Source organism: Psychrobacter sp. NPDC077938, from assembly GCF_044542635.1.
In the GTDB taxonomy this organism is placed as follows: domain Bacteria; phylum Pseudomonadota; class Gammaproteobacteria; order Pseudomonadales; family Moraxellaceae; genus Psychrobacter.
Map to the genome: position 1 here is coordinate 144,067 of NZ_JBITUW010000006.1, position 24,832 is coordinate 168,898.

The 24,832-nt window shown below is 42.7% G+C and carries 16 protein-coding genes and 1 tRNA gene; 2 read left to right on the forward strand and 15 right to left on the reverse strand.

All coding sequences use genetic code 11. From position 1 onward, the window contains the following. Positions 1–25: 25 nt before the first annotated feature. The 14 genes from rpoC to ACIGBM_RS11305 form a co-directional block, all read right to left on the reverse strand. Positions 26–4,243, reverse strand: coding sequence for a DNA-directed RNA polymerase subunit beta' (gene rpoC / locus ACIGBM_RS11240; RefSeq protein ID WP_057761718.1), 4,218 nt, complete (start codon positions 4,241–4,243; stop codon positions 26–28). Between the two features lie 151 nt (positions 4,244–4,394). Then, positions 4,395–8,513 carry a DNA-directed RNA polymerase subunit beta gene (gene rpoB / locus ACIGBM_RS11245; RefSeq protein WP_201568644.1) on the reverse strand — a complete coding sequence of 1,373 codons (4,119 nt, stop codon included), beginning with the start codon at positions 8,511–8,513 and terminating at the stop codon, positions 4,395–4,397. Positions 8,514–9,277: 764 nt separating this feature from the next. Continuing rightward, positions 9,278–9,649, reverse strand: coding sequence for a 50S ribosomal protein L7/L12 (gene rplL, locus ACIGBM_RS11250; protein ID WP_057761722.1), 372 nt, complete (start codon positions 9,647–9,649; stop codon positions 9,278–9,280). A gap of 120 nt (positions 9,650–9,769) precedes the next feature. Next, positions 9,770–10,297, reverse strand: a complete 528-nt coding sequence (rplJ, locus tag ACIGBM_RS11255; RefSeq protein WP_057761724.1) for a 50S ribosomal protein L10 — start codon at positions 10,295–10,297, stop codon at positions 9,770–9,772. A 457-nt stretch (positions 10,298–10,754) separates the two neighbouring features. Then, positions 10,755–11,456 carry a 50S ribosomal protein L1 gene (rplA, locus tag ACIGBM_RS11260; protein ID WP_397477806.1) on the reverse strand — a complete coding sequence of 234 codons (702 nt, stop codon included), beginning with the start codon at positions 11,454–11,456 and terminating at the stop codon, positions 10,755–10,757. Continuing rightward, complete coding sequence (rplK, locus tag ACIGBM_RS11265) at positions 11,456–11,887, reverse strand: 50S ribosomal protein L11 (RefSeq protein WP_057761727.1); 432 nt, start codon at positions 11,885–11,887, stop codon at positions 11,456–11,458. The genes rplA and rplK overlap by 1 nt, the downstream gene beginning before the upstream one ends. Positions 11,888–11,977: 90 nt before the next feature. After that, on the reverse strand, positions 11,978–12,508 hold the full coding sequence (nusG, locus tag ACIGBM_RS11270) for a transcription termination/antitermination protein NusG (RefSeq protein ID WP_057761729.1): 531 nt from the start codon (positions 12,506–12,508) through the stop codon (positions 11,978–11,980). A gap of 71 nt (positions 12,509–12,579) precedes the next feature. After that, on the reverse strand, positions 12,580–13,065 hold the full coding sequence (gene secE, locus ACIGBM_RS11275) for a preprotein translocase subunit SecE (RefSeq protein ID WP_057761731.1): 486 nt from the start codon (positions 13,063–13,065) through the stop codon (positions 12,580–12,582). A 51-nt stretch (positions 13,066–13,116) separates the two neighbouring features. Continuing rightward, positions 13,117–13,192: transfer RNA gene (locus tag ACIGBM_RS11280), tRNA-Trp, on the reverse strand. Between the two features lie 330 nt (positions 13,193–13,522). Beyond that, complete coding sequence (gene tuf / locus ACIGBM_RS11285) at positions 13,523–14,713, reverse strand: elongation factor Tu (RefSeq protein WP_057758488.1); 1,191 nt, start codon at positions 14,711–14,713, stop codon at positions 13,523–13,525. A 223-nt stretch (positions 14,714–14,936) separates the two neighbouring features. Next, the gene (gene fusA, locus ACIGBM_RS11290) at positions 14,937–17,063 is read right to left on the reverse strand and encodes an elongation factor G (RefSeq protein WP_057761733.1); all 2,127 of its coding nucleotides are present in this window, start codon (positions 17,061–17,063) and stop codon (positions 14,937–14,939) included. Between the two features lie 343 nt (positions 17,064–17,406). Continuing rightward, a complete protein-coding gene (gene rpsG / locus ACIGBM_RS11295; RefSeq protein ID WP_057761735.1) occupies positions 17,407–17,880 on the reverse strand; it encodes a 30S ribosomal protein S7 in 474 nt (157 codons plus the stop codon). A gap of 218 nt (positions 17,881–18,098) precedes the next feature. Then, positions 18,099–18,473: a 30S ribosomal protein S12 gene (gene rpsL / locus ACIGBM_RS11300; RefSeq protein ID WP_011281154.1), complete on the reverse strand. Its 375-nt coding sequence runs from the start codon at positions 18,471–18,473 to the stop codon at positions 18,099–18,101. A 411-nt stretch (positions 18,474–18,884) separates the two neighbouring features. Continuing rightward, complete coding sequence (locus ACIGBM_RS11305) at positions 18,885–20,006, reverse strand: EcsC family protein (protein WP_397477807.1); 1,122 nt, start codon at positions 20,004–20,006, stop codon at positions 18,885–18,887. 499 nt (positions 20,007–20,505) lie between these two features. On the opposite strand from ACIGBM_RS11305, the gene ACIGBM_RS11310 reads away from it, so the two are divergent. Both ACIGBM_RS11310 and ACIGBM_RS11315 read left to right on the forward strand, forming a co-directional pair. Then, positions 20,506–21,741 (forward strand): beta-ketoacyl-ACP synthase II, encoded by a 1,236-nt coding sequence (locus ACIGBM_RS11310; RefSeq protein WP_102091614.1) that lies wholly within the window; start codon positions 20,506–20,508, stop codon positions 21,739–21,741. A gap of 3 nt (positions 21,742–21,744) precedes the next feature. Continuing rightward, complete coding sequence (locus ACIGBM_RS11315; protein WP_397477808.1) at positions 21,745–23,478, forward strand: anthranilate synthase component I family protein; 1,734 nt, start codon at positions 21,745–21,747, stop codon at positions 23,476–23,478. Positions 23,479–23,633: 155 nt separating this feature from the next. Here ACIGBM_RS11315 and hisC read toward each other — a convergent pair whose 3' ends face one another. Continuing rightward, positions 23,634–24,767, reverse strand: a complete 1,134-nt coding sequence (gene hisC / locus ACIGBM_RS11320) for a histidinol-phosphate transaminase (RefSeq protein ID WP_397477809.1) — start codon at positions 24,765–24,767, stop codon at positions 23,634–23,636. Positions 24,768–24,832: the final 65 nt, after the last annotated feature.

A 24,832-nucleotide genomic window follows, 5' to 3' on the forward strand; every position in this document is an offset into this window, starting at 1 on the left:
GAATGAATCAAAATACTTAATACGATTAATTATCTTGATTTAACTCTTGAGCAAATGCTTCGTCGAAGCTTGCAAAGTCTTTGCTATCAGTGCTTGCAGTCATATCAAACGCTGCATTCAAATCTTTATCTTGTAGTTTCTGATCTGCTTTTTCTTTACGTGCTTTATGATAAGCAAGACCAGTACCTGCAGGAATCAAGCGACCAACAACCACGTTTTCTTTCAGACCACGTAGCTCATCTACTTTACCAGTCACAGCAGCCGCAGTTAGTACACGGGTTGTTTCCTGGAAAGAAGCCGCTGAAATAAAGCTTTCAGTTGCTAGACTTGCTTTGGTGATACCTAGTAATTGACGCTCAAACTGTACTGGGAATTTATCTTCCGCTTCTAGCTTAGCATTCAATGCTTTGATATCTGCATACTCGACCTGATCACCTTTGAAGTGACTTGAATCGCCGCCGTCAGTGATTTCAACTTTACGCAACATCTGACGAATGATAACTTCGATGTGCTTGTCGTTGATTTTTACACCCTGCAAGCGATAAACGTCCTGTACTTCGTTGACGATATAATCAGCAAGTGCAGTCTGACCTTTCAAACGTAAGATATCATGTGGGTTCTGTGGACCATCAGCGATCACTTCACCACGTGCTACCGTCTCGTTTTCAAAGACGTTGATTTGACGCCATTTCGGGATTAGCTCTTCATGTACTTCACCATCTTCATTAGTAATAATGAAGCGGTTCTTACCTTTAGTCTCTTTACCAAAGCTAACCACACCAGTCATTTCTGCCATAATGGCGTGATCTTTTGGACGACGTGCTTCGAACAAGTCAGCAACACGTGGTAGACCACCGGTAATATCTTTTGTACCAGAAGACGCTTGTGGTACACGGCCTAGAATCGAACCTGCTGCTACTTTTTCACCATCGCTCACGCGGATGATAGTTTCAGCTGGTAAGAAGTAAACCACTTCTTTGCCTTCGTCAGTGTTCAAGATAATCGCAGGACGTAAGTCTTTTGCTGAACTTGAACGGTCACGAGTAGCTAGAATCTCAAATGAGCTCATACCAGTCGCATCATCAACTTTTACTGTTGCAGTCATACCGTCAGTGATGTCACTGAAGCGTGCCGTACCAGCAAATTCTGTGATGATTGGATGCGTATGCGGATCCCATTTAGCGATAGTTTGACCGCCTTCAACCTGCTCTTCGTCTTTCACAAGTACGCTTGAACCGTACGGTACTTTATAGCGCTCACGCTCACGGCCAAGCTCATCGGTCAATGCGATTTCAGCTGAACGCGATACAATGACTAAGTGACCATCGGTATGCTGTACTGTTTTCATGTTTTCAAAGTGCGCTTGACCAGCATTACGTACAGAGATGCTGTTGTCTACAGAGGCTGAGCTCGCTGCCCCGCCCACGTGGAACGTACGCATGGTTAACTGAGTACCCGGCTCACCGATAGACTGAGCTGCCATAACACCGACTGATTCGCCGATATTCACTTTATGACCACGTGCAAGGTCACGACCATAACACTGTGAACATACGCCATGTTCGATATCACACGTAATTACTGAACGTACCCAGATATCATCGATTGCGTTGTTATCAAGGACGTTAACCCAGTACTCATCGATCAATGTACCAGCTGGAATCAATACTTTATCAGCATCGTCATTATAAGTAACGTCACGAGCAGTCACACGACCCAGTACTAGCTCACCTAGCTTCTCAATGATTTCACCACCTTGGATATGTGGTTTCATGAGTAAGCCTTCTTCAGTACCACAATCATCGCTAGTGATAACCAAATCTTGTGCCACATCAACTAGACGACGAGTTAGGTAACCCGAGTTAGCGGTTTTCAGTGCTGTATCCGCTAGACCTTTACGTGCACCGTGAGTTGAGATGAAGTACTGTAGTACGGTCAAACCTTCACGGAAGTTAGCTTTAATCGGTGTCTCAATAATTGAGCCATCTGGTTTCGCCATCAAACCACGCATACCTGCCAACTGACGAATCTGTGCCGCACTACCACGAGCACCAGAATCTGACATGATAAAGATAGAGTTGAATGACTTCTGCTCGTCTTCTTCACCTTGTGCATTGATAACTTTATCTGTTGCCAAGTTGTCCATCATCGCTTTAGCGACTTTGTCATTGGTACGTGACCAGATATCAACGACTTTGTTATAGCGCTCACCAGCAGTTACAAAGCCTTGCTCGAACTGATCTTCGATTTCGCGAACTTCGCCTTCTGCCACTTCGATGATTTGCTTTTTAAGTGGTGGAATGACCATGTCGTCGATACCGATAGACACGCCAGATAATGTTGCTTGAGCAAAACCAAGGTACATCAATTGGTCAGCAAACATAACACTTTCTTTGACGCCAACTTTACGGTAGCAAGAGTTAATCAAACGAGAGATGTTTTTCTTCGTCATCTCTTGGTTACACTCATCAAACGTCATACCTTTAGGCATAATGTTCCAGATAAGTAGACGACCAGCAACCGTATCTTTGATACTGATTTCTTTGGTCTCGTTACCGTCTTCGTCAATTTGCGTCTCAGTAACACGCACTTTGATCTTAGCGTTTACATGTAGATCGTTTGAACCAATTGCACGCAATGCTTCATTAACGGTAGCAAAAATCATGCTCTCGCCTTTGGCATTGATCGACGAGCGACTGATGTAATATAGACCTAGTACAACATCCTGAGATGGTACGATGATCGGATCACCGTTCGCAGGTGACAAGATGTTGTTGGTAGACATCATCAAGGCACGTGATTCAAGCTGCGCTTCTAGCGTCAATGGCACGTGAACGGCCATTTGGTCACCATCGAAATCGGCGTTGAATGCAGTACAAACAAGCGGATGCAACTGGATAGCTTTACCTTCGATCAATACTGGCTCAAATGCCTGTAGACCCAGACGGTGAAGTGTTGGTGCACGGTTAAGAAGTACTGGATGCTCACGGATAACCATGGCCAGCATATCCCACACTTGTGGCTCTTCACGCTCTACCATCTTTTTGGCAGCTTTAATCGTAGTCGCTAAACCATGAGACAATAGTTTGTTATAAGTAAATGGCTTGAACAATTCTAGTGCCATTTTCTTAGGTAGACCACACTGATGTAGACGTAGTGTTGGACCTACAACGATAACCGAACGACCAGAGTAATCGACACGCTTACCAAGTAAGTTCTGACGGAAACGACCTTGCTTACCTTTGATCATATCTGCCAAAGATTTCAATGGACGCTTGTTACTACCAGTGATGGCACGACCGCGACGACCGTTATCAAGCAACGCATCTACTGACTCTTGCAACATACGTTTTTCGTTACGTACGATGATGTCAGGTGCGCTTAGCTCAAGCAGACGCTTAAGACGGTTGTTACGGTTGATCACGCGGCGATATAGATCGTTTAGATCTGACGTCGCAAAACGGCCGCCTTCTAGCGGTACTAGAGGACGCAAATCTGGTGGTAGTACTGGCAAGATGTTCATTACCATCCACTCAGGCTTGTTATTAGAATCACGGAATGCTTCTAATAATTTGAGACGCTTAGACATCTTCTTAAGCTTAGTCTCAGAACCAGTTTGTGGAATCGCTTCACGTAGCTCATCAATTTCGAGATCGATATCGATGTCTTTTAATAGGTCTTGAACGGCTTCAGCACCCATCTTAGCTGTGAATTCGTCACCAAACTCTTCAAGCGCTTTGTAATAATCTTCATCATCAAGCAACTGGTACTTTTCTAAGCTAGTTAGCCCAGGCTCAGTAACGATATAGCTTTCGAAATATAGAACGCGCTCGATATCACGTAGCGTCATGTCTAATAATAGACCAATGCGGCTTGGTAATGATTTTAGGAACCAAATATGCGCCACAGGACTGGCTAGGTCGATATGACCCATGCGATCACGACGAACTTTAGCAGTGGTAACTTCAACACCACATTTTTCACAGATAACGCCTTGGAACTTACGGCGCTTATATTTACCACATAAACATTCGAAGTCTTTTACTGGGCCAAAGATTTTGGCACAAAAAAGACCATCACGCTCAGGCTTGAACGTGCGATAGTTGATGGTTTCAGGCTTTTTCACTTCGCCGTGCGACCATGACTTGATGACGTCAGGTGAGGCTAAAGTAATTTGAATGCTATCAAACTCTTGGTTACCGTTGCCGGTAGGGCTTTGCATGATATCGAGTAAATCTTTCAAGTTGCTTCTCCGTTATCTTTATAATCATCTGACAGCGTACCATTGACGCAGATAAGATGAATGAAGGCAATGAATAGGGTTGAGACAAATCACTAAAAGCAGCAGCAATAAAGCAGACTGCCTTTAGTGGACAACTAAGTTAAACAACGGGCTAGTTGCTTTGTTTTAACTCAATATTAATACCCAGTGATTTGATTTCTTTGGTCAGTACGTTAAACGACTCAGGCATGCCTGGATCCATATACTGCTCACCATCAACGATGTTTTTGTACATACGAGTACGGCCTTCAACGTCATCCGACTTCACCGTTAGCATTTCTTGCAACGTGTAAGTCGCGCCGTATGCTTCTAGTGCCCATACTTCCATCTCACCGAAGCGCTGACCACCAAACTGAGCTTTACCACCCAATGGCTGCTGCGTCACTAGAGAATAAGAACCTGTTGAACGCGCATGCATTTTGTCATCAACCAAATGGTTAAGCTTGAGCATGTACATGTAGCCGACAGTTACTTTACGGTCAAACTTCTGACCTGTACGACCATCATATAACGTCTGCTGACCATCGCGATCCATACCAGCAAGCTCGAGCAAGTCTTTAACTTGGCTTTCTCTTGCGCCGTCAAATACTGCTGTGCCCATCGGTACACCGCCACGTAAGTTGTCTGCTAACGCCATGATGTCATCATCACTTAAGCTATCAAGATCAACTTGCTCACCGCCTACTTGGTTATAGATTTTGTCCAAGAAGTCACGTAGCTCTTTGATCGCTGCTTGAGATTTGAGCATACCGTCAATCTTCTCGCCCAACCCTTTCGCTGCCATACCCAAATGCGTCTCTAGAACCTGACCGATGTTCATACGAGATGGTACACCAAGTGGGTTCAATACGATGTCAACGGTATTACCATTTTCATCATAAGGCATGTCTTCAACTGGCATGATGCGCGATACAACACCTTTGTTACCATGACGACCAGCCATCTTATCACCAGGCTGAATACGACGCTTAACCGCTAGATATACTTTAACGATTTTTTGTACGCCATGTTGTAAGTCATCACCAGCAGTCAATTTGCGTTTTTTCTCAGCAAACTTCACATCGATGTCTTTTTGCTTATCAACTAAATAATCAGCGATTTGCGTTAGACGCTCAGAGATTTCTTCTTCTACTGGTTGGATATCAAGCAAGGTCTCAAGGCTCATATCTTTCATATCAGCCAAGGCCATAACCGTACCAGCTTTTAGACCAGCACCGCCGCTGACTTTTTGGCCATCTAATAGATTACCAATACGACCACGTGCTGCTTCTTCAAAGATACGTAGCTCTTCTTTCAAATCTTTACGATAGCTATCAAGCTGCGATTTTTCAATCGCTCTTGCGCGTGCGTCTTTTTCAACGCCATCACGGGTGAAGACCTGTACATCAATAACCGTACCTTTACTTGAAGTCGGTACGCGTAGTGAAGTGTCTTTCACATCAGCCGCTTTTTCGCCAAAGATAGCCCGTAGTAGTTTCTCTTCTGGCGTTAGTTGTGTTTCACCTTTTGGCGTTACTTTACCAACTAAGATATCGCCAGCGTCAACTTCAGCACCGATATAAACGATACCTGCTTCATCAAGACTTGATAATGCTGCTTCACCAACGTTTGGAATATCAGCAGTGATTTCTTCTGTACCTAGCTTGGTATCACGAGCCACACAAGTCAATTCTTGGATATGAATCGTAGTGAAGCGATCTTCTTTAACTACTTTCTCAGATAGCAAGATTGAATCTTCAAAGTTGTAACCATTCCACGGCATAAATGCGATGCGGATGTTCTGGCCTAGTGCTAGCTCACCAAGATCCGTTGATGGACCATCAGCCAAAATATCACCCAAAGCAATCTCGTCACCTTGGTTAACGATGATACGTTGGTTGATACAAGTGTTTTGGTTAGAGCGCGTATATTTGATCAAGTTATAGATATCGATACCCGCTTCACCAGCAGTCATCTCGTCTTCGTTTACACGAACAACGATACGTGATGCATCAACATCTTCAATCACACCGCCACGCTTAGCGATCACACAAACACCAGAGTCACGAGCAACGTGACGCTCCATACCAGTACCTACTAACGGCTTATCAGCACGTAGCGTAGGAACAGCCTGACGCTGCATGTTCGAGCCCATCAAGGCACGGTTAGCATCATCATGCTCTAGGAACGGAATCAAACCTGCTGCAACCGATACTACCTGACTTGGTGATACATCCATATGCGTCACTTTTTCTGGTGGCATACGAACAAATTCACCATAGCTACGTACACTGACCATCTCGTCAGATAACGCGCCATCTTCAGTCATCGGAGAGTCAGCCTGTGCAATGACAGTACCTACTTCTTCGATTGCTGATAGATACTCAATAACGTCAGTCACTTTACCATCAACCACACGGCGATATGGCGTTTCTAAGAAGCCAAAGCTGTTGGTTTTAGCAAAGGTCGCTAGTGAGTTGATTAGACCAATGTTTGGACCTTCAGGAGTCTCAATAGGACATACACGGCCATAATGGGTATCATGTACGTCACGTACTTCAAAGCCTGCACGTTCACGAGTTAGTCCACCAGGTCCTAACGCTGATACACGGCGCTTATGGGTAACTTCAGACAACGGGTTGTTCTGATCCATAAACTGTGACAATTGGCTTGAACCAAAGAATTCTTTAACCGCAGCCGCTACTGGCTTAGAGTTAATCAAATCTTGTGGTGACAAGTTGTCTGATTCTGCTGAGCTTAAACGCTCTTTTACAGCACGCTCAACACGTACTAGACCAACACGGAATTGGTTTTCTGCCATTTCGCCTACTGAACGAATACGACGGTTACCAAGATGGTCAATATCATCGACATCGCCGCGACCATTACGAATCTCGATAAGTTCTTTTAGAACGTTAACGATATCATCGTTAGTCAATACACTGCGTTCGCGCTGGATATCAGGATCATCAGTATTGTCAAATTCTAAACCAAGACGACGGTTGAACTTCATACGACCGACGTTTGATAAATCATAACGATCTGCGTTAAAGAACATGCTCTCAAATAGTTTTTCAGCAGTTTCGACCGTTGGTGGCTCACCTGGACGCATTACTTTATAAATTTCGATCAACGCTTCTTCACGGCTTGAGGTACTATCAGCACGTAGCGTATCGGCAATATAACTACCTTGGTCGATATCGTTCGTGAATAGAATGCTGAATTCTTTGATAGATTCACTGGCTTCAAACGCGCTCAATTTAACCAATAATTCATGGTCGATTGGCGTGTTTGCTTTAGCGATGATTTCGTCATTAACAACGATGTCTTCTGCTAAGATACGCTCATATAAATATTCATCAGGCACAGCAATTTTCGTCATACCTGCTTCTTCAAGCTGACGGATGCGACGTGCGTTGATGCGTTTGCCTTGCTCTACGATAACATCACCTTCAGGTGATACGATATCAAACTGAGCCATTTCGCCACGTAGACGATCAGCAACTAAATCAATCTCAAACTGCTCTTCGCCTTTATAAACAGCAACTTTATCAAAGAACAAATCTAAGATTTCAGAAGTCGTTAGACCAAGTGCACGTAGGATGATTGATGCAAGTAGTTTACGGCGACGGTCAATACGAGCAAATACTAAGTCTTTTGCATCAAATTCAAAGTCTAACCATGAACCACGGTAAGGAATGATACGTGCGTTATAAAGCACTTTACCACTTGAATGCGACTTACCTTTATCATGATCAAAGAACACACCAGGTGAACGATGTAGCTGAGATACGATAACACGCTCAGTACCATTGATAATGAAAGTACCGTTAGCCGTCATCAAAGGCATCTCGCCCATGTAAACGCTTTGCTCACGGATATCTTTGATAGCAGCTTTGCTATCTTTGTCTTTGCTGTCTTTGTCTTTGATGATCAAACGGATTTTGACACGCATAGGCGCAGCAAACGTTGAACCACGTAAGATACACTCACGCTCATCAAATTCAGGCGTGCCTAAATAGTACTCAACAAATTGTAGCTCTGCGTTACCAGAGTGACTCTCAATTGGGAAAATAGAGGAATACGCAGCTTGCAAACCAGTATTCTCACGAGCTTTCGGCTTTTTGTGCTCTTGCAAAAATTGCTCGTAAGAATCTACTTGAATAGACAGTAAATAGGGAATGTCCATTACAGTGGGCAATTCAGCAAAACTTTTGCGAATACGCTTTTTTTCAGTATAAGAATATGCCATCGAGAGTCCTTACAGTAAACGTGGAAACAAATTAAAAGCGTGGCCAGTATGCATAAATACGATACAAACGTGGCGACGTAAACGATAATATAAAACGGGTCTTCGTGTTCAGTTCATGTCTTTTCTGTCAATTACTACTTTACTCTTCAGTGCTTACCTAGCACACTTCACTTAATCTCGTCATTGCTTGCTAAATTCATGGTAAGTGAATCAGTCTATATGACTGTTGCAACCAAAAAATTCAATATTATATAATCTATAACGCATTGCCTATCAGGCTTACTTTACAAATACATTGCTGGGAAATAATGTCTATTAAGATTGCATCCATACTACCTGCCATCTAGACTACTTATTACCGAACTATGTTCCCTACACATACAAACTGTCTATGGGACTGAATATCGACAGTCATGCCACACCAAGTAGGCAACTTATGATCAACAGCTTTTTTAAGAATACCGCTTTTTTCAGGATTAATAATCGGGGTAACTATAACTTTTAGAATCAGTATAAACTATAGTGTTGATAGGAAAGCATGCAGACACAAAAAAATGCCAAACATCTACAGACGTTTAGCTCATATTAACTGATTTCAAAAACTGGCATGTGTGCTTGCATGTATATCGTCTGTCCTTTTGATGGGTATCCACCGTGATGTTGCATACGTATGTTGGCAGACACAAAAGGTCAAGCTACGAATTATAGTAAAAAAAAGCTGGCAATGCAAGGCATTACCAGCTTTTTTTCGTACAGTGTTAAACTTATTTTAGTTCAACAGTTGCACCAGCTTCTTCAAGTTTCTTTTTCAACTCTTCAGCTTCAGCTTTAGATGCGCCTTCTTTGATTGGAGCTGGAGCGCTTTCAACCAAATCTTTCGCTTCTTTTAGGCCAAGACCAGTAGCTTCACGTACGGCTTTAATTACGCCAACTTTCTTCTCGCCAAAGCTAGCAAGAACTACGTCAAACTCGTCTTTTTCTTCAGCAGCAGCAGCAGCAGGACCAGCAGCAGCAGGTGCAGCAGCAACAGCAGCTGTTACGCCGAATTTTTCTTCCATGTCGCTGATTAACTCAACGATATCCATTACTGACATTTCAGCGATTGCATTTAACACGTCATCTTTAGATAGTGCCATGAGAACTCTCCGTTATCTGATAAAAATTAATTGATTCTAATATCGCCTTGATTGCTTGCCTAATGTGACAATAAAGTGCAACCAAAATTAGCGATGTTAAAGTTACGTTAAAACAAGCAATTAAGCAGCTTCTTTTGCGTCTTTGATTGCCGCTACAGTGCGAACGAACTTGCCAGGAACAGCGTTCATAGTCTGGACAAGCTTGGTCACTGGTGCATTCATAGTAGCCATCAAGATAGAGATTGCTTCGTCGCGAGTTGGTAGCTTCGATACGCGCTCTAGCTCTTCTGGACCATAAACTTCACCACCGACTGATACTAATTTGGTCTCTAAAGCTTTGTTATCTTTGCTGAAGTCGAAAACGACTCGAGCAGCAGATCCCAAATCTTCCATAGAGAAAGCCAAAAGTAGTGGACCAGTCATACGGTCTGACATGCTCTCAAACTTAGTGCCTTCGAAAGCGCGTTTTGCTAGTGTATTTTTTACCACTTTCAAAACAACGCCTTTATCACGAGCTTGTTCGCGCAGCTTAGTAAGCTGTGCAACACCAATACCGTGATATTCGGCAGCTACTGCTGAGTAAGCATTAGCAGCAACTTCAGACACTTCAGCCACAACTTGTTGTTTTTGTTCTAGCGTTAATGCCATAAGTTGACTCCTTTAATCTTATCAATCGACTTATAATAAAAGTGCCAAAAACAAGGTTTTTATGCGCTCAAACTGTAAGCTAAGACTGACTTGATACGACACATTACCAGTGGATTCAATTACTAATAAAAGCATCTACTGGTAACGACTGATTACGGCACCGTTATCAGAATGACGTTGAGTAATAGTTTGAAGATTATAAATAACCCTATCGCCCTATTCGCTCGTGTCTTAAACTGTGTGGGCCACCGTCTGCGTAGGACAACTAAGATTTTCATCTGTCGTCGATTAACAAAAGTGACTTATCATCATAAACAACTATCCGAAGATCGCTAACTATGACTCTAAACTACTCTCTACCTACGGTCTTAGACAGCGTAGCAAATACTACGCTGACCTAATTCTTTAAAAACTGTTTGTATTTATCACTCAAAATATTTGAAGATAAAAACTTTAATTATTTAGCAGTACGATAAGGAACAGCGTCGATCGTTAGACCTGGACCCATCGTGCTAGACAAGGTAATTTTCTTAATGAAAGTACCTTTAGAAGTAGCAGGCTTAGCACGCTTTAGATCAGAAAGAATCGCTTGCGCGTTTTGCTCGATTTGATCAGCAGTGAAACCAACTTGGCCGATAGTTGCATGGATGATACCAGCTTTATCAACACGGTACTGAGCCTGACCAGCTTTCGCATTAGTCACAGCTTCAGCAACGTTCGGCGTTACTGTACCAACTTTAGGGTTAGGCATTAGACCACGTGGGCCTAGGATAGTACCTAACTGACCAACAACACGCATAGCATCTGGAGCTGCGATAACAACATCAAAGTCCATGTTACCGGCTTTGATTTGCTCTGCTAGGTCTTCAAAACCAACGATGTCTGCACCAGCTTCTTTAGCGGCTTCAGCAGCAGCGCCTTGAGCAAATACAGCAACGCGTTTGGTTTTACCAGTACCCGCAGGTAGGTTGGTTGCACCACGAACTACTTGATCAGATTTACGTGGGTCAACGCCCAAGTTTACTGCGATATCGATAGACTCTTTGAATTTTAGCGTTGGCAAATCGTTTAGGATTTGAACCGCTTCTTCAATAGTGTACTGTTTTTCGTTATCAATACGGCTTTGAATTTCTTTTTGACGTTTGGTTAGCTTAGACATTATACACCCTCCACGGTAATACCCATTGAACGTGCAGTACCAGCGATGGTACGGACAGCAGCGTCAAGATCAGCTGCAGTTAAGTCTGCATTCTTAGTCTTAACGATGTCTTCTAGTTGTGCACGGTCAACTTTACCAACTTTAGCAGTGTTCGGTGTACCTGAACCTTTAGCAATACCAGCAGCCTTACGTAGCAAGTATGCAGCTGGTGGTGACTTCATGATGAAGGTAAAAGACTTATCGCTGTATACTGTGATCTCAGTTGGGATCGGTAGACCTGGCTCTTGGCCTGAGGTCGCAGCGTTAAATTCTTTACAGAACGCCATGATGTTCACGCCTTTTTGACCCAAAGCTGGACCAATAGGTGGTGAAGGATTTGCTTTGCCTGCAGGCACTTGCAGTTTGATGTAACCATCAATCTTCTTAGCCATGATACTCTCCTAAATGGGTAATAGCGCCAAATCAACGTGGTATATACCTAATTGACTAACAGCTCCCCGGTTGATGAATTTTTTGCTAATTTAGTCTAGTTTTTCAACTTTACTAAATTCAAGCTCAACCTGTGTAGGTCGATTAAATACGTTTACCGTTAGATGTAGCTTAGACTTCTCATAATCCACTTTTTCTACCAACCCTTTAAAGTCAGTAAATGGACCATCGATAACCAACAACTCTTCGCCTGGCTCAAATAGAGTCTTAGGACGTGGGTCAGTTTCAGTCTGGTTCAAACGGTTTAAAATGCGATCAGCTTCTACTTGCGTAATCGGTGCAGGCATCTCAGGCGTACCACCGATGAAGCCCATAATACGAGGGCAGTCTTTTACGATGTGCCAAGTATTGTCGTTCATTTCCATTTGGATCAATACATATCCAGGAAAGAACTTACGCTCACTCTTACGTTTTTTGCCGTCTTTCATTTCGACGACTTCTTCAGTAGGAACCAATACATCACCGAATGACTCAGCAAAGTCACTACGATTAATACGATCAGTTAATGAACGTTGTACTTGTTTTTCATATCCTGAAAACGCTTGGACAATATACCAACGCATATCACGCTCCTGATCATTATAAATAAGTCGTTATAAGTAAATGTCTCGCTAATAGTCACTAATACGTGCCATCAACCGATAAAGATACCAACGAACCAATTAAAAAAGTTATCCAATAACCAAATAAAGAAACCAGCAATCGCAATCACAACAATTACTTGCCATGTGTACTGAAAGGTTTCGTCTTTACCTGGCCATGTCACTCGGCGAAGCTCAACGGCAGCGTCTTTTAGCAATATTTTAAAAGCACGGCCTTGATGCGTTAACGCCAAACAGACTAATGCAAATACAACAAGTGCGACAATAATACCAATACGTACCCAGACGTCGTTGGCAGGTTGCCAATAGCCTGGTAAATATTGATTTACTAAAGTCGCACCGATTAATACAGCTGCGGCAAGTAGCCACAAAATCAAATCTTTTATTGAGCCAGTCTTAGCCACTTCAACAGCAGTAGTACCGCTAGCTGAAACATGCTTATTTTTAGACAGCATTCCACCAGCAACCGCCTTGGCATCAGATAACTTAGTCTCGAGGTTATCTTGATCATTGCTCATAAAGAACTCGCTTCGGAGATGGTGGGGTACAACAAAGATGTGATAAGAAGATGGCAGGCGATGTAGGACTCGAACCTACAACCCTCGGTTTTGGAGACCGATGCTCTACCAATTGAGCCAATCGCCTATGGGTGTAAAGGACAGCATTATACAATATTTAGCATAGAATGCAAGCCCTTGACGGTAAAATTATTAATTTTACCTGATTTTGCACTGCTGCAATCTAAAACAGCTGCTAGCGTTAAGTGCAGCGATAATATAACAAGCTATGCCGTAGATTACAATATGCTATCTAACAAATAATTGTCTCTGTCATGGATATTGCAAATCTATTGATACGCGCTAAGCCTAATTCTATTTTTGAACGTGCTTCACTATCCTCAATAAAAAAAGGCCACCCTAAATAGGATGGCCTTTTTTATGACTAATTCATAAGCTCATTGCTGAGACTTAAGTCTTAGTTCAATACGTTAGCAACAACACCAGCGCCTACAGTACGGCCGCCTTCACGAATAGCGAAGCGAAGACCTTTGTCCATAGCGATTGGGTGGATAAGCTCTACGCCCATCTCAACGTTATCACCAGGCATTACCATTTCAGTACCATCTTGTAATTGGATTGCGCCAGTTACGTCAGTAGTACGGAAGTAGAACTGTGGACGATAGCCGTTTAGGAATGGTGTGTGACGACCACCCTCTTCTTTTGACAATACATATACTTCAGCGTCAAACTTGGTATGAGGAGTGATTGAACCTGGTTTAGCTAGTACTTGGCCACGTTGTACGTCTTCACGCTTAGTACCACGTAGTAGTACGCCACAGTTTTCGCCTGCACGACCTTCGTCAAGCAGTTTACGGAACATCTCTACACCAGTACAGGTGGTTTTTTGAGTGTCACGGATACCAACGATTTCGATCTCGTCGCCAACTTTAACGATACCAGATTCAACACGGCCTGTTACTACAGTACCACGACCTGAGATTGAGAATACGTCTTCGATTGGCATTAGGAATGCTTTGTCGATGTCACGCTCTGGCTCTGGGATATAAGTGTCTAGTACGTTTAGTAGTTCTACAACAGCTGGTTGGCCGTATTTTTCTTCTGAGCCTTTTAGGGCTTCAGTAGCAGAACCTTTAACGATAGGCGTGTCGTCGCCTGGGAAGTCATAGTCGTTCAATAGTTCACGAACTTCCATTTCTACTAGCTCTAACAATTCTTCGTCATCTACCATGTCACATTTGTTCATGAATACGATGATGTACGGTACGCCAACCTGACGTGAAAGCAAGATGTGCTCACGAGTCTGTGGCATTGGGCCGTCAGTTGCAGATACTACTAGGATTGCGCCGTCCATCTGGGCAGCACCAGTGATCATGTTTTTAACATAATCGGCGTGACCTGGGCAATCTACGTGTGCGTAGTGACGGCTGTCTGTGTCATATTCTACGTGTGAGGTGTTGATTGTGATACCACGTGCTTTTTCTTCTGGTGCTGAGTCAATAGACGCGTAGTCTTTGGCTTCGCCACCAGAGGTGATTGCAGCTACGGTTGCGATTGCAGCGGTAAGGGTTGTTTTACCATGGTCAACGTGTCCGATTGTACCGACGTTGACGTGTGGCTTGTTACGTTCAAACTTGGCCTTTGCCATGGGTATTTCCTCTTTTTTTGGGGTTCAAGACTTAACTCATATAAATATGATTATTAAGACGATTTTGACCACATTAAGATAATTGTTAAAAGGTTGCACATACTAATGTGCAGATATTATAAGAAAATCGCGGCCAATAACAAGTCTTTTAACAAGTTATTGGCGTATTCTTTAGTGACAATACACAGACGCACTCTATATTGTCACTTTCAGTAAGCTTTATTTACTCGTCATCATCTTTAGAGTTGAACTTAGAGATGATTTCAGCAGCAACTGATTTTGGAATCTCAGCGTACTTTTGGAATTCCATTGAGTAAGTTGCACGGCCTTGTGACATAGAGCGCATTTGAGTGGCATAACCAAACATTTCCGCTAATGGTACTTCAGCACGAATCTGTTTAGTACCGCCAGGTAGATCTTCCATACCCTGTACCAAACCACGACGACGGTTAAGATCGCCCATGATGTCGCCCATGTAGTCTTCAGGTGTTTCAACTTCTACTTTCATTACTGGCTCAAGTAGCGCTGGATCAGCTGCTAAGAAACCTTTTCTGAAGGCCATAGAACCAGCCATCTTAAATGACAATTCATCAGAGTCAACGTCATGATAAGAACCATCATACAAGGTCGCTTTTACGCCAACTACTGGGTAGCCTGCAAGTACGCCGTTTTTCATGCGCTCTTGGATACCTTTGTCAACAGCACCGTGGAATTCTTTTGGTACAGTACCACCAACAACTTCTTCAGCGAATTCATATTCAGTGTCGCCAGCTGGATCAAGTGGCTCAAGACGTAACCAAACGTGACCAAACTTACCACGACCACCTGTTTGACGTACGAATTTGCCTTCTTGTTCAACAGTGTTACGAATCGTCTCACGATAAGCAACCTGAGGTGCACCGATGTTTGCTTCAACGTTGAATTCACGCTTCATACGGTCAACAAGAATCTCTAGATGTAGCTCACCCATACCACTGATGATTGTCTGACCAGATTCTTCGTCAGTGTGTACACGGAACGATGGATCTTCTTTTGCCAAACGGCCAAGAGCGATTGACATTTTTTCTTGGTCAGCTTTGGTTTTTGGCTCAACAGCTAGAGAGATAACTGGATCTGGGAATTCCATACGCTCAAGAGTGATCACGTTGTCTTCATCACATAGCGTATCACCAGTAGTCACATCTTTCATGCCGACTAGAGCTGCGATATCACCAGTACGAATCTCTGCAAGCTCTTCTTGAGAGTTTGCCATCATCTGTACGATACGGCCAACACGCTCACGCTTCATTTTAACTGGGTTATAAACACTGCTACCCTGCTTCATTACACCAGAATAAACACGCACGAAGGTTAAGTTACCAACGAATTTGTCATTCATGATTTTGAACGCTAGTGCTGAGAAAGGTGCTTCATCTGATGCTTCACGGCTGCCTTCGCTTTCGTCTTTGTCATCAAGAATACCTTTAATAGCAGGTACGTCGATTGGTGCAGGTAGATACTGAATAACGGCATCTAGCATCTTCTGTACACCTTTGTTCTTAAAGGCAGTACCACAAAGAAGCGGGATGATTTCGTTATCGATAGTTAACTGACGAATAGCACCGTGAATTTGTTCTACAGTCAACTCACCATTTTCTAAGTATTCGTTCATCAACTCTTCGTTTGCTTCAGCAGCGCTTTCTACAAGGTGCTCGCGGTATTCTGCTGCTTTTTCTTGTAGTTCAGTTGGGATTTCGCGCTCATCATATTGCATACCTTGAGACGCTTCGTCCCAATAGATAGCTTTCATGGTTACTAGATCAACAACGCCTTCGAAGTCATCTTCTTTACCGATTGGGATAACCAATGGTACAGGGTTACCGCCTAAGCGAGTTTTGATCTGTTCGATAACACGATAGAAATCAGCACCAACACGGTCCATTTTGTTTACAAATGCAAGACGTGGTACTTTATATTTGTTCGCCTGACGCCATACGGTCTCAGACTGTGGCTGAACGCCGCCTACTGCACAGTAAACCATGCAAGCGCCATCAAGTACACGCATAGAACGTTCAACTTCGATCGTGAAGTCAACGTGACCTGGGGTATCGATGATGTTAATACGGTGTTCGTCAAACTGTTTAGCCATACCTGACCAAAAACAAGTTGTTGCCGCTGAGGTAATAGTAATACCACGCTCTTGTTCTTGCTCCATCCAGTCCATAGTGGCTGCGCCATCATGTACTTCGCCAATTTTGTGGCTAACACCGGTATAGAATAAAACACGCTCTGTAGTGGTTGTCTTACCAGCATCGATGTGCGCTGAGATACCAATATTGCGATAGCGTTTTAGGGGAGTTTTACGAGCCATAGTGTTTTCCTAGGAAAAGTCGTGTATATAATAATGTATTGTGTCTCTACCTCATACTCTATGACAAAGCGTTCAGCTTCGTAATATTACTTACTGATTATTGAGCCTAATACGGACAAAAAAAGAGCAAATACTAAGAATAGTGCGGCATCAAATTTGGGATGCTCTCCAGCAAAAACTGTATTTGTTAAGAGAGACATCTGGATAGATGTCCGCCACCTCAGTCATCAATAAATAACATTTATATATGACCGAATGATGATGGCGGCAATCAATAGAATAAACAACAATGTAAGATTAAATGGCATGAGCCACTAATCTCAAGCTACTATTAAAAAGTAGCTTAGAAACGGTAATGAGAGAATGCTTTGTTAGCATCTGCCATGCGGTGAACTTCGTCACGCTTTTTCATAGCAGCGCCTTTGCCATCAGCAGCATCATTCAATTCGCCAGCTAAACGCAAAGCCATTGATTTTTCAGAACGCTTAGCAGCAGCTTCAGCTAACCAACGCATAGCCAATGCAGTACGACGGGAGGGGCGTACTTCCATTGGTACTTGATAGGTTGCACCGCCAACGCGGCGAGCTTTTACTTCTACCATTGGGCGTACATTTTCTAGCACTTCTTCGAAGAAAGATACTGGATCTTCAACTTTACGCTTCTCACTTACTGTCTCAAGTGCACCGTAAACGATACGCTCAGCAGTAGATTTTTTACCATCACTCATTACATGGTTGATAAATTTTGCAACAGTTTGGCTACCAAACTTAGGATCCGGTAGGATCTCACGGGCAGCAACGACGCGACGTCTTGGCATAATAAATTTCCTTATCTTCAGGAGTGTCTAACATTCACAACATCGACTACTTATCATTAGGATATAGCAGTGAGTTATCAGTTAGCCTTACTGCATGGTGGTATGTTTTAAGAGTAAATCCCAGATATATATTTATATAAAAGCGATATTACTACTGACACCAAACCCATGCACAGTTATTGGGTAGTGCAAAAAGCTTATCTAATAACGTTTAGTTATTAAACTTTAGGCTTCTTAGCACCGTACTTAGAGCGACCTTGCTTACGGTCTTTAACGCCTGCGCAATCTAATGCACCGCGAACAGTGTGATAACGTACACCTGGTAGATCTTTTACACGACCACCACGGATTAGAACAACACTGTGCTCTTGTAGGTTATGACCTTCGCCGCCGATGTAGCTTGATACTTCATAGCCTGAAGTCAAACGTACACGACATACTTTACGCATGGCAGAGTTAGGTTTTTTTGGCGTGGTAGTATATACACGAGTACATACACCGCGACGCTGTGGGCACGCTTCCAACGCAGGAACTTTTGACTTTTCCTTGATGGTTTTGCGACCTTTACGAATCAATTGGTTAGTTGTTGCCATAAGGCATCCTTCTCCCGTTTGGTATAAAACAAAAAAATGGGCCAATGCACCATCTATCTGACAATAATTGCAGATTTCGGGGCACCCATTTTTAGGACAGTGTATTATAAAGAGTTGTTGCTGCTATTTCAACCACTTATGAATGGTTTCGCTTTACAACATTTGATAGATATGCATTCAGCCTCTCATTGTATCACTTTATAGATTTTTCGCCGAAAAATAGCGTAAGAAATAAAGTAAACAAAGCGAGCTCAAGCATCATTAAGAAAAGATGTTTAACATTGAAATGGTACTTGATAGTAACTAAGTGGTGGTATTTATCCTAATTTTCAAGTTGTATCGTTCAATCAAACTAAGATAAATACCGTTGTGCTTATAAATATATAACTCAATTAGCAAATTATATGTCTGTTACTTGGCTTTTTTATCAGACGTTTGCTTGTCTGCGTCTTTTTTACTGCTAGTTTCTTCTTTACTAGTTTCTTTTTTATCAGTGACTTTTTCTGAATCACTGCTTTTTTCTTGGCGCTCTGTGTCTTGCTTCGCCTCATCAGTATTAGCCCTTTTTACTTTAGCCTCACTACTGCTGTCATCAGTAATAGCACGATTGGCCAATTTTGCTTCTGGTGCAAAGGTCGCTTGAGCAACACCAATAACTTCATCAATCAATTGGCTGTTATAGTGCATGCCGATCGCTACTGCGGTGACAGGAATAAAACGACGAATCCATGATAAGTTGATCTGATCTAAATCTACACCTACTTGACTGGCGACTTTGTCTATTTGCGCAGCATAGAAATTTACATTTTTATTTTTTAAACCAAGATTTTTAAGTTCACTATGCAATCCGTTGCTCTGAGCGTTATCAAGCAAACCTTTACCAATACCTAGACCAGCTAGTAGCGCTTGTTTTTCTTGCATCTTGCTCAGATCAGCGTTTGATAGTAGTTCGTACGCCATCTTGACGCCTTGCTTACCTGTCAGCGGCTTATTATATACAGCAGCAATCTGATAAACCGTACGTAATGAAACCAGTAATAGCCATAGTGTATCAGCGAGCAAACCTGGTAGACCTGCTAAACCCGTCAAACCACCCATCATTGCAAGCGCGCGGTTTTGATTAGCAATATCAGTAGCTAGCGCATAACGCTCTTCGTCATCTAAAGTAGCAATATTGGCAAAGCGATGTTCATTAGGTAAGTCTAGTTGACTCCAGTTGGCGGCGAGGTTGGCAACTTGGGCAAATGCGCCGTCAACTGTCGATTGAAAAAAGCTATTCGGCACGACTTTCTTGGCATATTTACCATAAGTAGCAAAACGTGGTCCTAATAGTTGCTGCGTAGCCTTTAGTGTTTGCTCACGAAACAAATCTTGTTGGTAGTCTTCATCGCCTAGGTCTACGGCTTTGTATTGACGCGGCTTGCCTGTTTTAGCGTTTACGCTGTCAATCATCGCCCCTACGCGCTCTAGATTGTTTCGAGTAAAAGAGCCAATAGTATTGATGCTTTTAGAAAGAGTACTACGCTTTGCCATCGTGATGTCCTTAATATGATCAGTTGGTTTTTTAATATAATTGTATTTTAATATGATAGTTAATTATTAATAATAATGAATCTATTATTTTAGCCAGTTATCGTAACTGGTGTCAGTGCGAACAATGTTATTAGAATCACAAATTTTGTATCTAAAGTATAATTCCGTCCATAGCCAGTAGCTAGGCTTACGTCTCATCTCTTTACTCAAAACTCAGTCATAAGTGTTATTTTGTCGTTATTTTACACTTGTCCAAAGATTTTCAGTGCTTGATACGTTATCATGTGCCATAACTGAGAGCATAATTGTACACTGAATTTATATTGCCTCTGATAGACCGTTAACAGAATTTCGTTACCTAAATTCATGCTATCGTTATCTACATAGACTATTTTTTCATTATAATGCTCGAATTAACTCATAGTTAAACATCATATATAGATTTACCACGATTATTGCAACCAACTGCTAGCAAGTCGTTACTTATAAGGAATAGCATATGCGCCGCGTCGTTATTACTGGAGCAGGGATTGTCTCTTGTATTGGACATGATTTAGATACTGTCACCACTGCCCTCAAAGAAGGTCAGTCTGGCATCACATTTAACGATTCTTATGCTGAGCACGAGTTTAAATCACACGTGAGCGGTAGCATCAATCAATCAGAACTTGATACCAGTGGTATCGACCGTAAGCTGAAAAGGTTCTTTAGTGACGCCAGTCTCTATGCTTACGTCAGTGCGCTAAATGCGATTGAGCACTCAGGACTATCGCTTGATACTATCAATAACAACCCACGAGTGGGTGTAGTGGCAAGCTCGGGCGGTGCATCAACAGAAAATATCGTCAATGCTATCGATGCTATGCGCGAAAAAGGTCTACGCGGTGTCGGCGCAATGGCAGTACCAAAGACAATGGGCAGCTCGGTATCAGCCGCTTTAGCAACTGGTCTAAAAATCCAAGGCGTCTCCTACTCGCTCGCCTCTGCTTGCGCGACTTCAACACACTGTATCGGTCATGCTGCTGAGCTTATCCAACTGGGTAAAGCGGATGTGATATTGGCTGGTGGTAGTGAAGCTGAGCATTGGACGCAGTCTTGTATGTTTGATGCAATGGGCGCAGTTAGTACTCAGTATAACGACACACCAAAACTTGCCTCAAGAGCCTATGACAAAGACCGTGACGGTTTTGTGATTGCTGCTGGTGGCGCGATGGTGGTTGTAGAGAGTCTGGAACATGCTCAAGCACGCGGTGCCAATATTTTGGCTGAAATTGTTGGCTATGGTGCCAGCTCTGATGGTGCAGAAATGGTTGCGCCAAGTGGTGAAGGTGCTGTTCGCTGTATGCAACAAGCCTTGGCCGAAGCGGGTCTAGAAAGTGTTGATTACATCAATAGTCATGGTACTAGTACACCACTGGGCGATATTACTGAGCTTAAAGCGATTGCTAAAGTATTTGATAATGACGTCAGTAAAGTACCTGCTATCAGCTCAACCAAATCAATGACAGGCCATAGCTTGGGTGCTGTTGGCGCACAAGAGCTGATTTACTGTCTGCTAATGCTACAGGACGGCTTTATCGCTCCAAGTATCAATGTTGATAACTTAGATCCTGCTGCTGAAGGTTTCGATATCGTCACCGAAATGCGTGAAGCAAATCTTGAAACCTTGATGAGTAATAGCTTTGGCTTTGGTGGTACTAACGCTACGCTAATTATCAAAAAGTTTGACGCTTAACCCATGCTTGTATCAAATCACAATACAACTGAGCAGACAGATTCTGCGCCATCGCCAGCTAGCAAACCTAGCTGGCGTTTTGGTGATTTGTCTGCTGCAGAGCTGATGCCGCAGCTACAGCGTCACTTGCTCGACCAAGATATTAAAGCAAACTGGCAACTTGTTTGGCTTAATAACGATGGTCGACCAGTAATCGGCTTACTCCCAAAATTCAGCTGGTCTGTATATCCCAATGATAAGCAAGCTCTTAATAGTTCACCCAATATTTATAAGGTGATTAAGAGTTGTCGCAATACTGACTTGAGTCGCGATACTAATGTAAATAGCGTTGATAATAGTTATGCTAGTACGACAGCTTATATAAGCTATCTAGAGTGGCAAGAAGAGCTAATCGCTTATAGCAATGCTCAAAAAGTTAATCATGACACCTCATATATCAATAACGAAGAAAGCCCAAAACCCAGTTATCATCATGGGCTAATCGGTTTTATTGGTTATGATATTGCAGCTCTCGAACTAAGTCCTGCCGATAGGATTGAATTGGCAATGCAGCCGTGTGCTTCGTTGGCACATTATGATATTTATCTAACACCTACGGCACATGCTGATATAGGTTGGACGTTAAAAACTCATCTAACTAACGATGACACTTATGAGAATATTGGTCATGAGACAAACGATATTCTTATAAATACTCTTACCTCTTACCTAGATGAACTGGATCAAAAACTGTCTGATAAACATCTCAATCAACCACAGTTTAAAGATGTATCAAACATCACTCCTCTAGTTTTAAGTCCGCGATGGAGTAAGCTTGATTATCAACAAGCATTTAATCGCACACAAGATTATCTACAGCAAGGTGACTGCTATCAGATAAACCTGACACAGAAATGGTCTGGCAGTTTAGCGTGTAAAAATAACGATGTTCAATCAGCCTTTTCGCTTATTGACTATTTGCCTGCGCTATATCGCAATACAAAAGCGCCTTTTGCAGGATATATGAGCGTTAAGGGCAATGATGGTGATTACCTAAATAGAAGCAGCAGCTTTAACGCAGATAGTAATCATTTTGAATTGTTAAGCTGCTCACCTGAGTTGTTTTTTACATTCACTAGAGAAAATGACACTGGCAAACACTCTATTCGCACAAAGCCTATCAAGGGAACGATGCCGCGAGGTACTACTGACGAGCAAGATGATCTGTATAAGCAGCAACTGGTCAATAGCGAAAAAGACCGTGCCGAAAATGTCATGATTGTGGATTTACTGCGTAATGATTTGGGCAAATACGCCAAAATTGGCAGTGTGAAAGTACCACAGTTATTTGCAATTGAGAGCTTTAGTAACGTGCATCATATGGTCAGTACTATTACCGCTGAGCTAAAAACTGATACTCATCCGTTGGCTGTATTGTTTGGTAGTCTGCCTGCTGGCTCTATCACTGGCACACCAAAAAAACGCGCTGTCGAAATCATCGCTGAGTTGGAGTCTACGCCGCGCGGTGCGTACTGTGGTACTATGGGTTATATGAACTTTGATGGTAGTGGTCAATGGAATGTGCTCATTCGCACTTTGCAAGCCAACGCTTTGTCGAATGATGACTGTAATAAAGAAAGACACGTTAACCTGTGGGCAGGTGGCGGTATTACGGTCGCGTCCGATTGTGATGCTGAATACCAAGAATGCTTAGATAAAGTAGGTAATTTATTATCAGTACTTGCTCAAAAAACCTAAGATAGCGAACTCAAATATTATTGCTAATTTAAAATTTAAAAAGCCTGCCAACGTTACGTTAGCAGGCTTTATTTTTAAGACTTATCGATAGAGCTTTACGTGATGAGTAAAGGGACTAACCTATTCACATTCTACATTAAGCTATCAATATAAATTTATTCAGCAACAACGCTAGCATCGACTTGCAAGGCTTTTAGCGCATCAATCAAACGGTTATTCTGCTCTGCTGTACCGATAGTAATACGCAAGTACTCTGCAATACGCGGCTTATCAAAATGGCGAACGATAATGCCTTGCTCGCGTAATGCACTCGCGACAGCACTTGCATTGCCATCTTTTGGACGAGCGAATACGAAGTTGGCATGTGACGGTAGGACCTTATAGCCCAATGTCGTCAACTCTGCTGTTAGCGACGTACGTAAATCAATGACTTGCTGACGGGTTTGCTCAAAATACTCAGTATCTAACACACTCGCAGTCGCCCCAGCCTGAGCCAACTTATCCAGCGGATAGCTGTTAAAGCTATTTTTCATCCGTGTTAATGCTTCAATCAATGATGCATTACCAAAAGCCATACCAACCCGCAATCCAGCAAGCGAACGTGATTTTGAGAAGGTTTGAGTCACGATAACGTTATCACACTCATTGATTAAACTCACCGCTGAGACTGGCACGTCTGCATTGCTTTCATCCATCTGAGCAAAATCGATATACGCTTCGTCAATAACAATGACCGCATTAGAATGCTCACTCGCAAGTTTACGAATATCAGCAAGCGACAGCAGTAAGCCCGTTGGCGCATTAGGGTTGGCGATGATAATGCCGCTACAAGGCTGACGATAAGCATCAGGGTCAATGCTAAAATCTTCCTCTAGAGGAATCTGTACAAGCTCTACACCGAACGTCTGCGCATATACTGGATAAAAACTGTAACCAATATCAGGTGATAACAGCGGACGCTCTTTTAAAAAGAAGCTCGCAAATACTAACGCCAAGACTTCGTCCGAACCATTACCGACAAATACTTGATTGATATCAAGGTTGTATGACTGTGCCAATGCAGCACGTAGGTCATTAGATTCAGGAGCAGGATACAAACGTAACTCATCAGCTTGCTGTTCCAAAACCTTGGCAATAGCCTCCCCTACTTTTGGCGAGGGTGGAAATGGGTTTTCATTGGTATTTAGTTTGCATAGATTGTCGTGTTGCGGCTGCTCACCTGGAACATAAGGTGACAAGTTGCGCGCTTTAGACGACCATAGTCTGGTGTCTATCTTTGACTCACTCATAAATTATCCTACTATTAGCCACAAAGACTATTAAAAATAAATATCAAAAGTAAAAGCTAAAAATT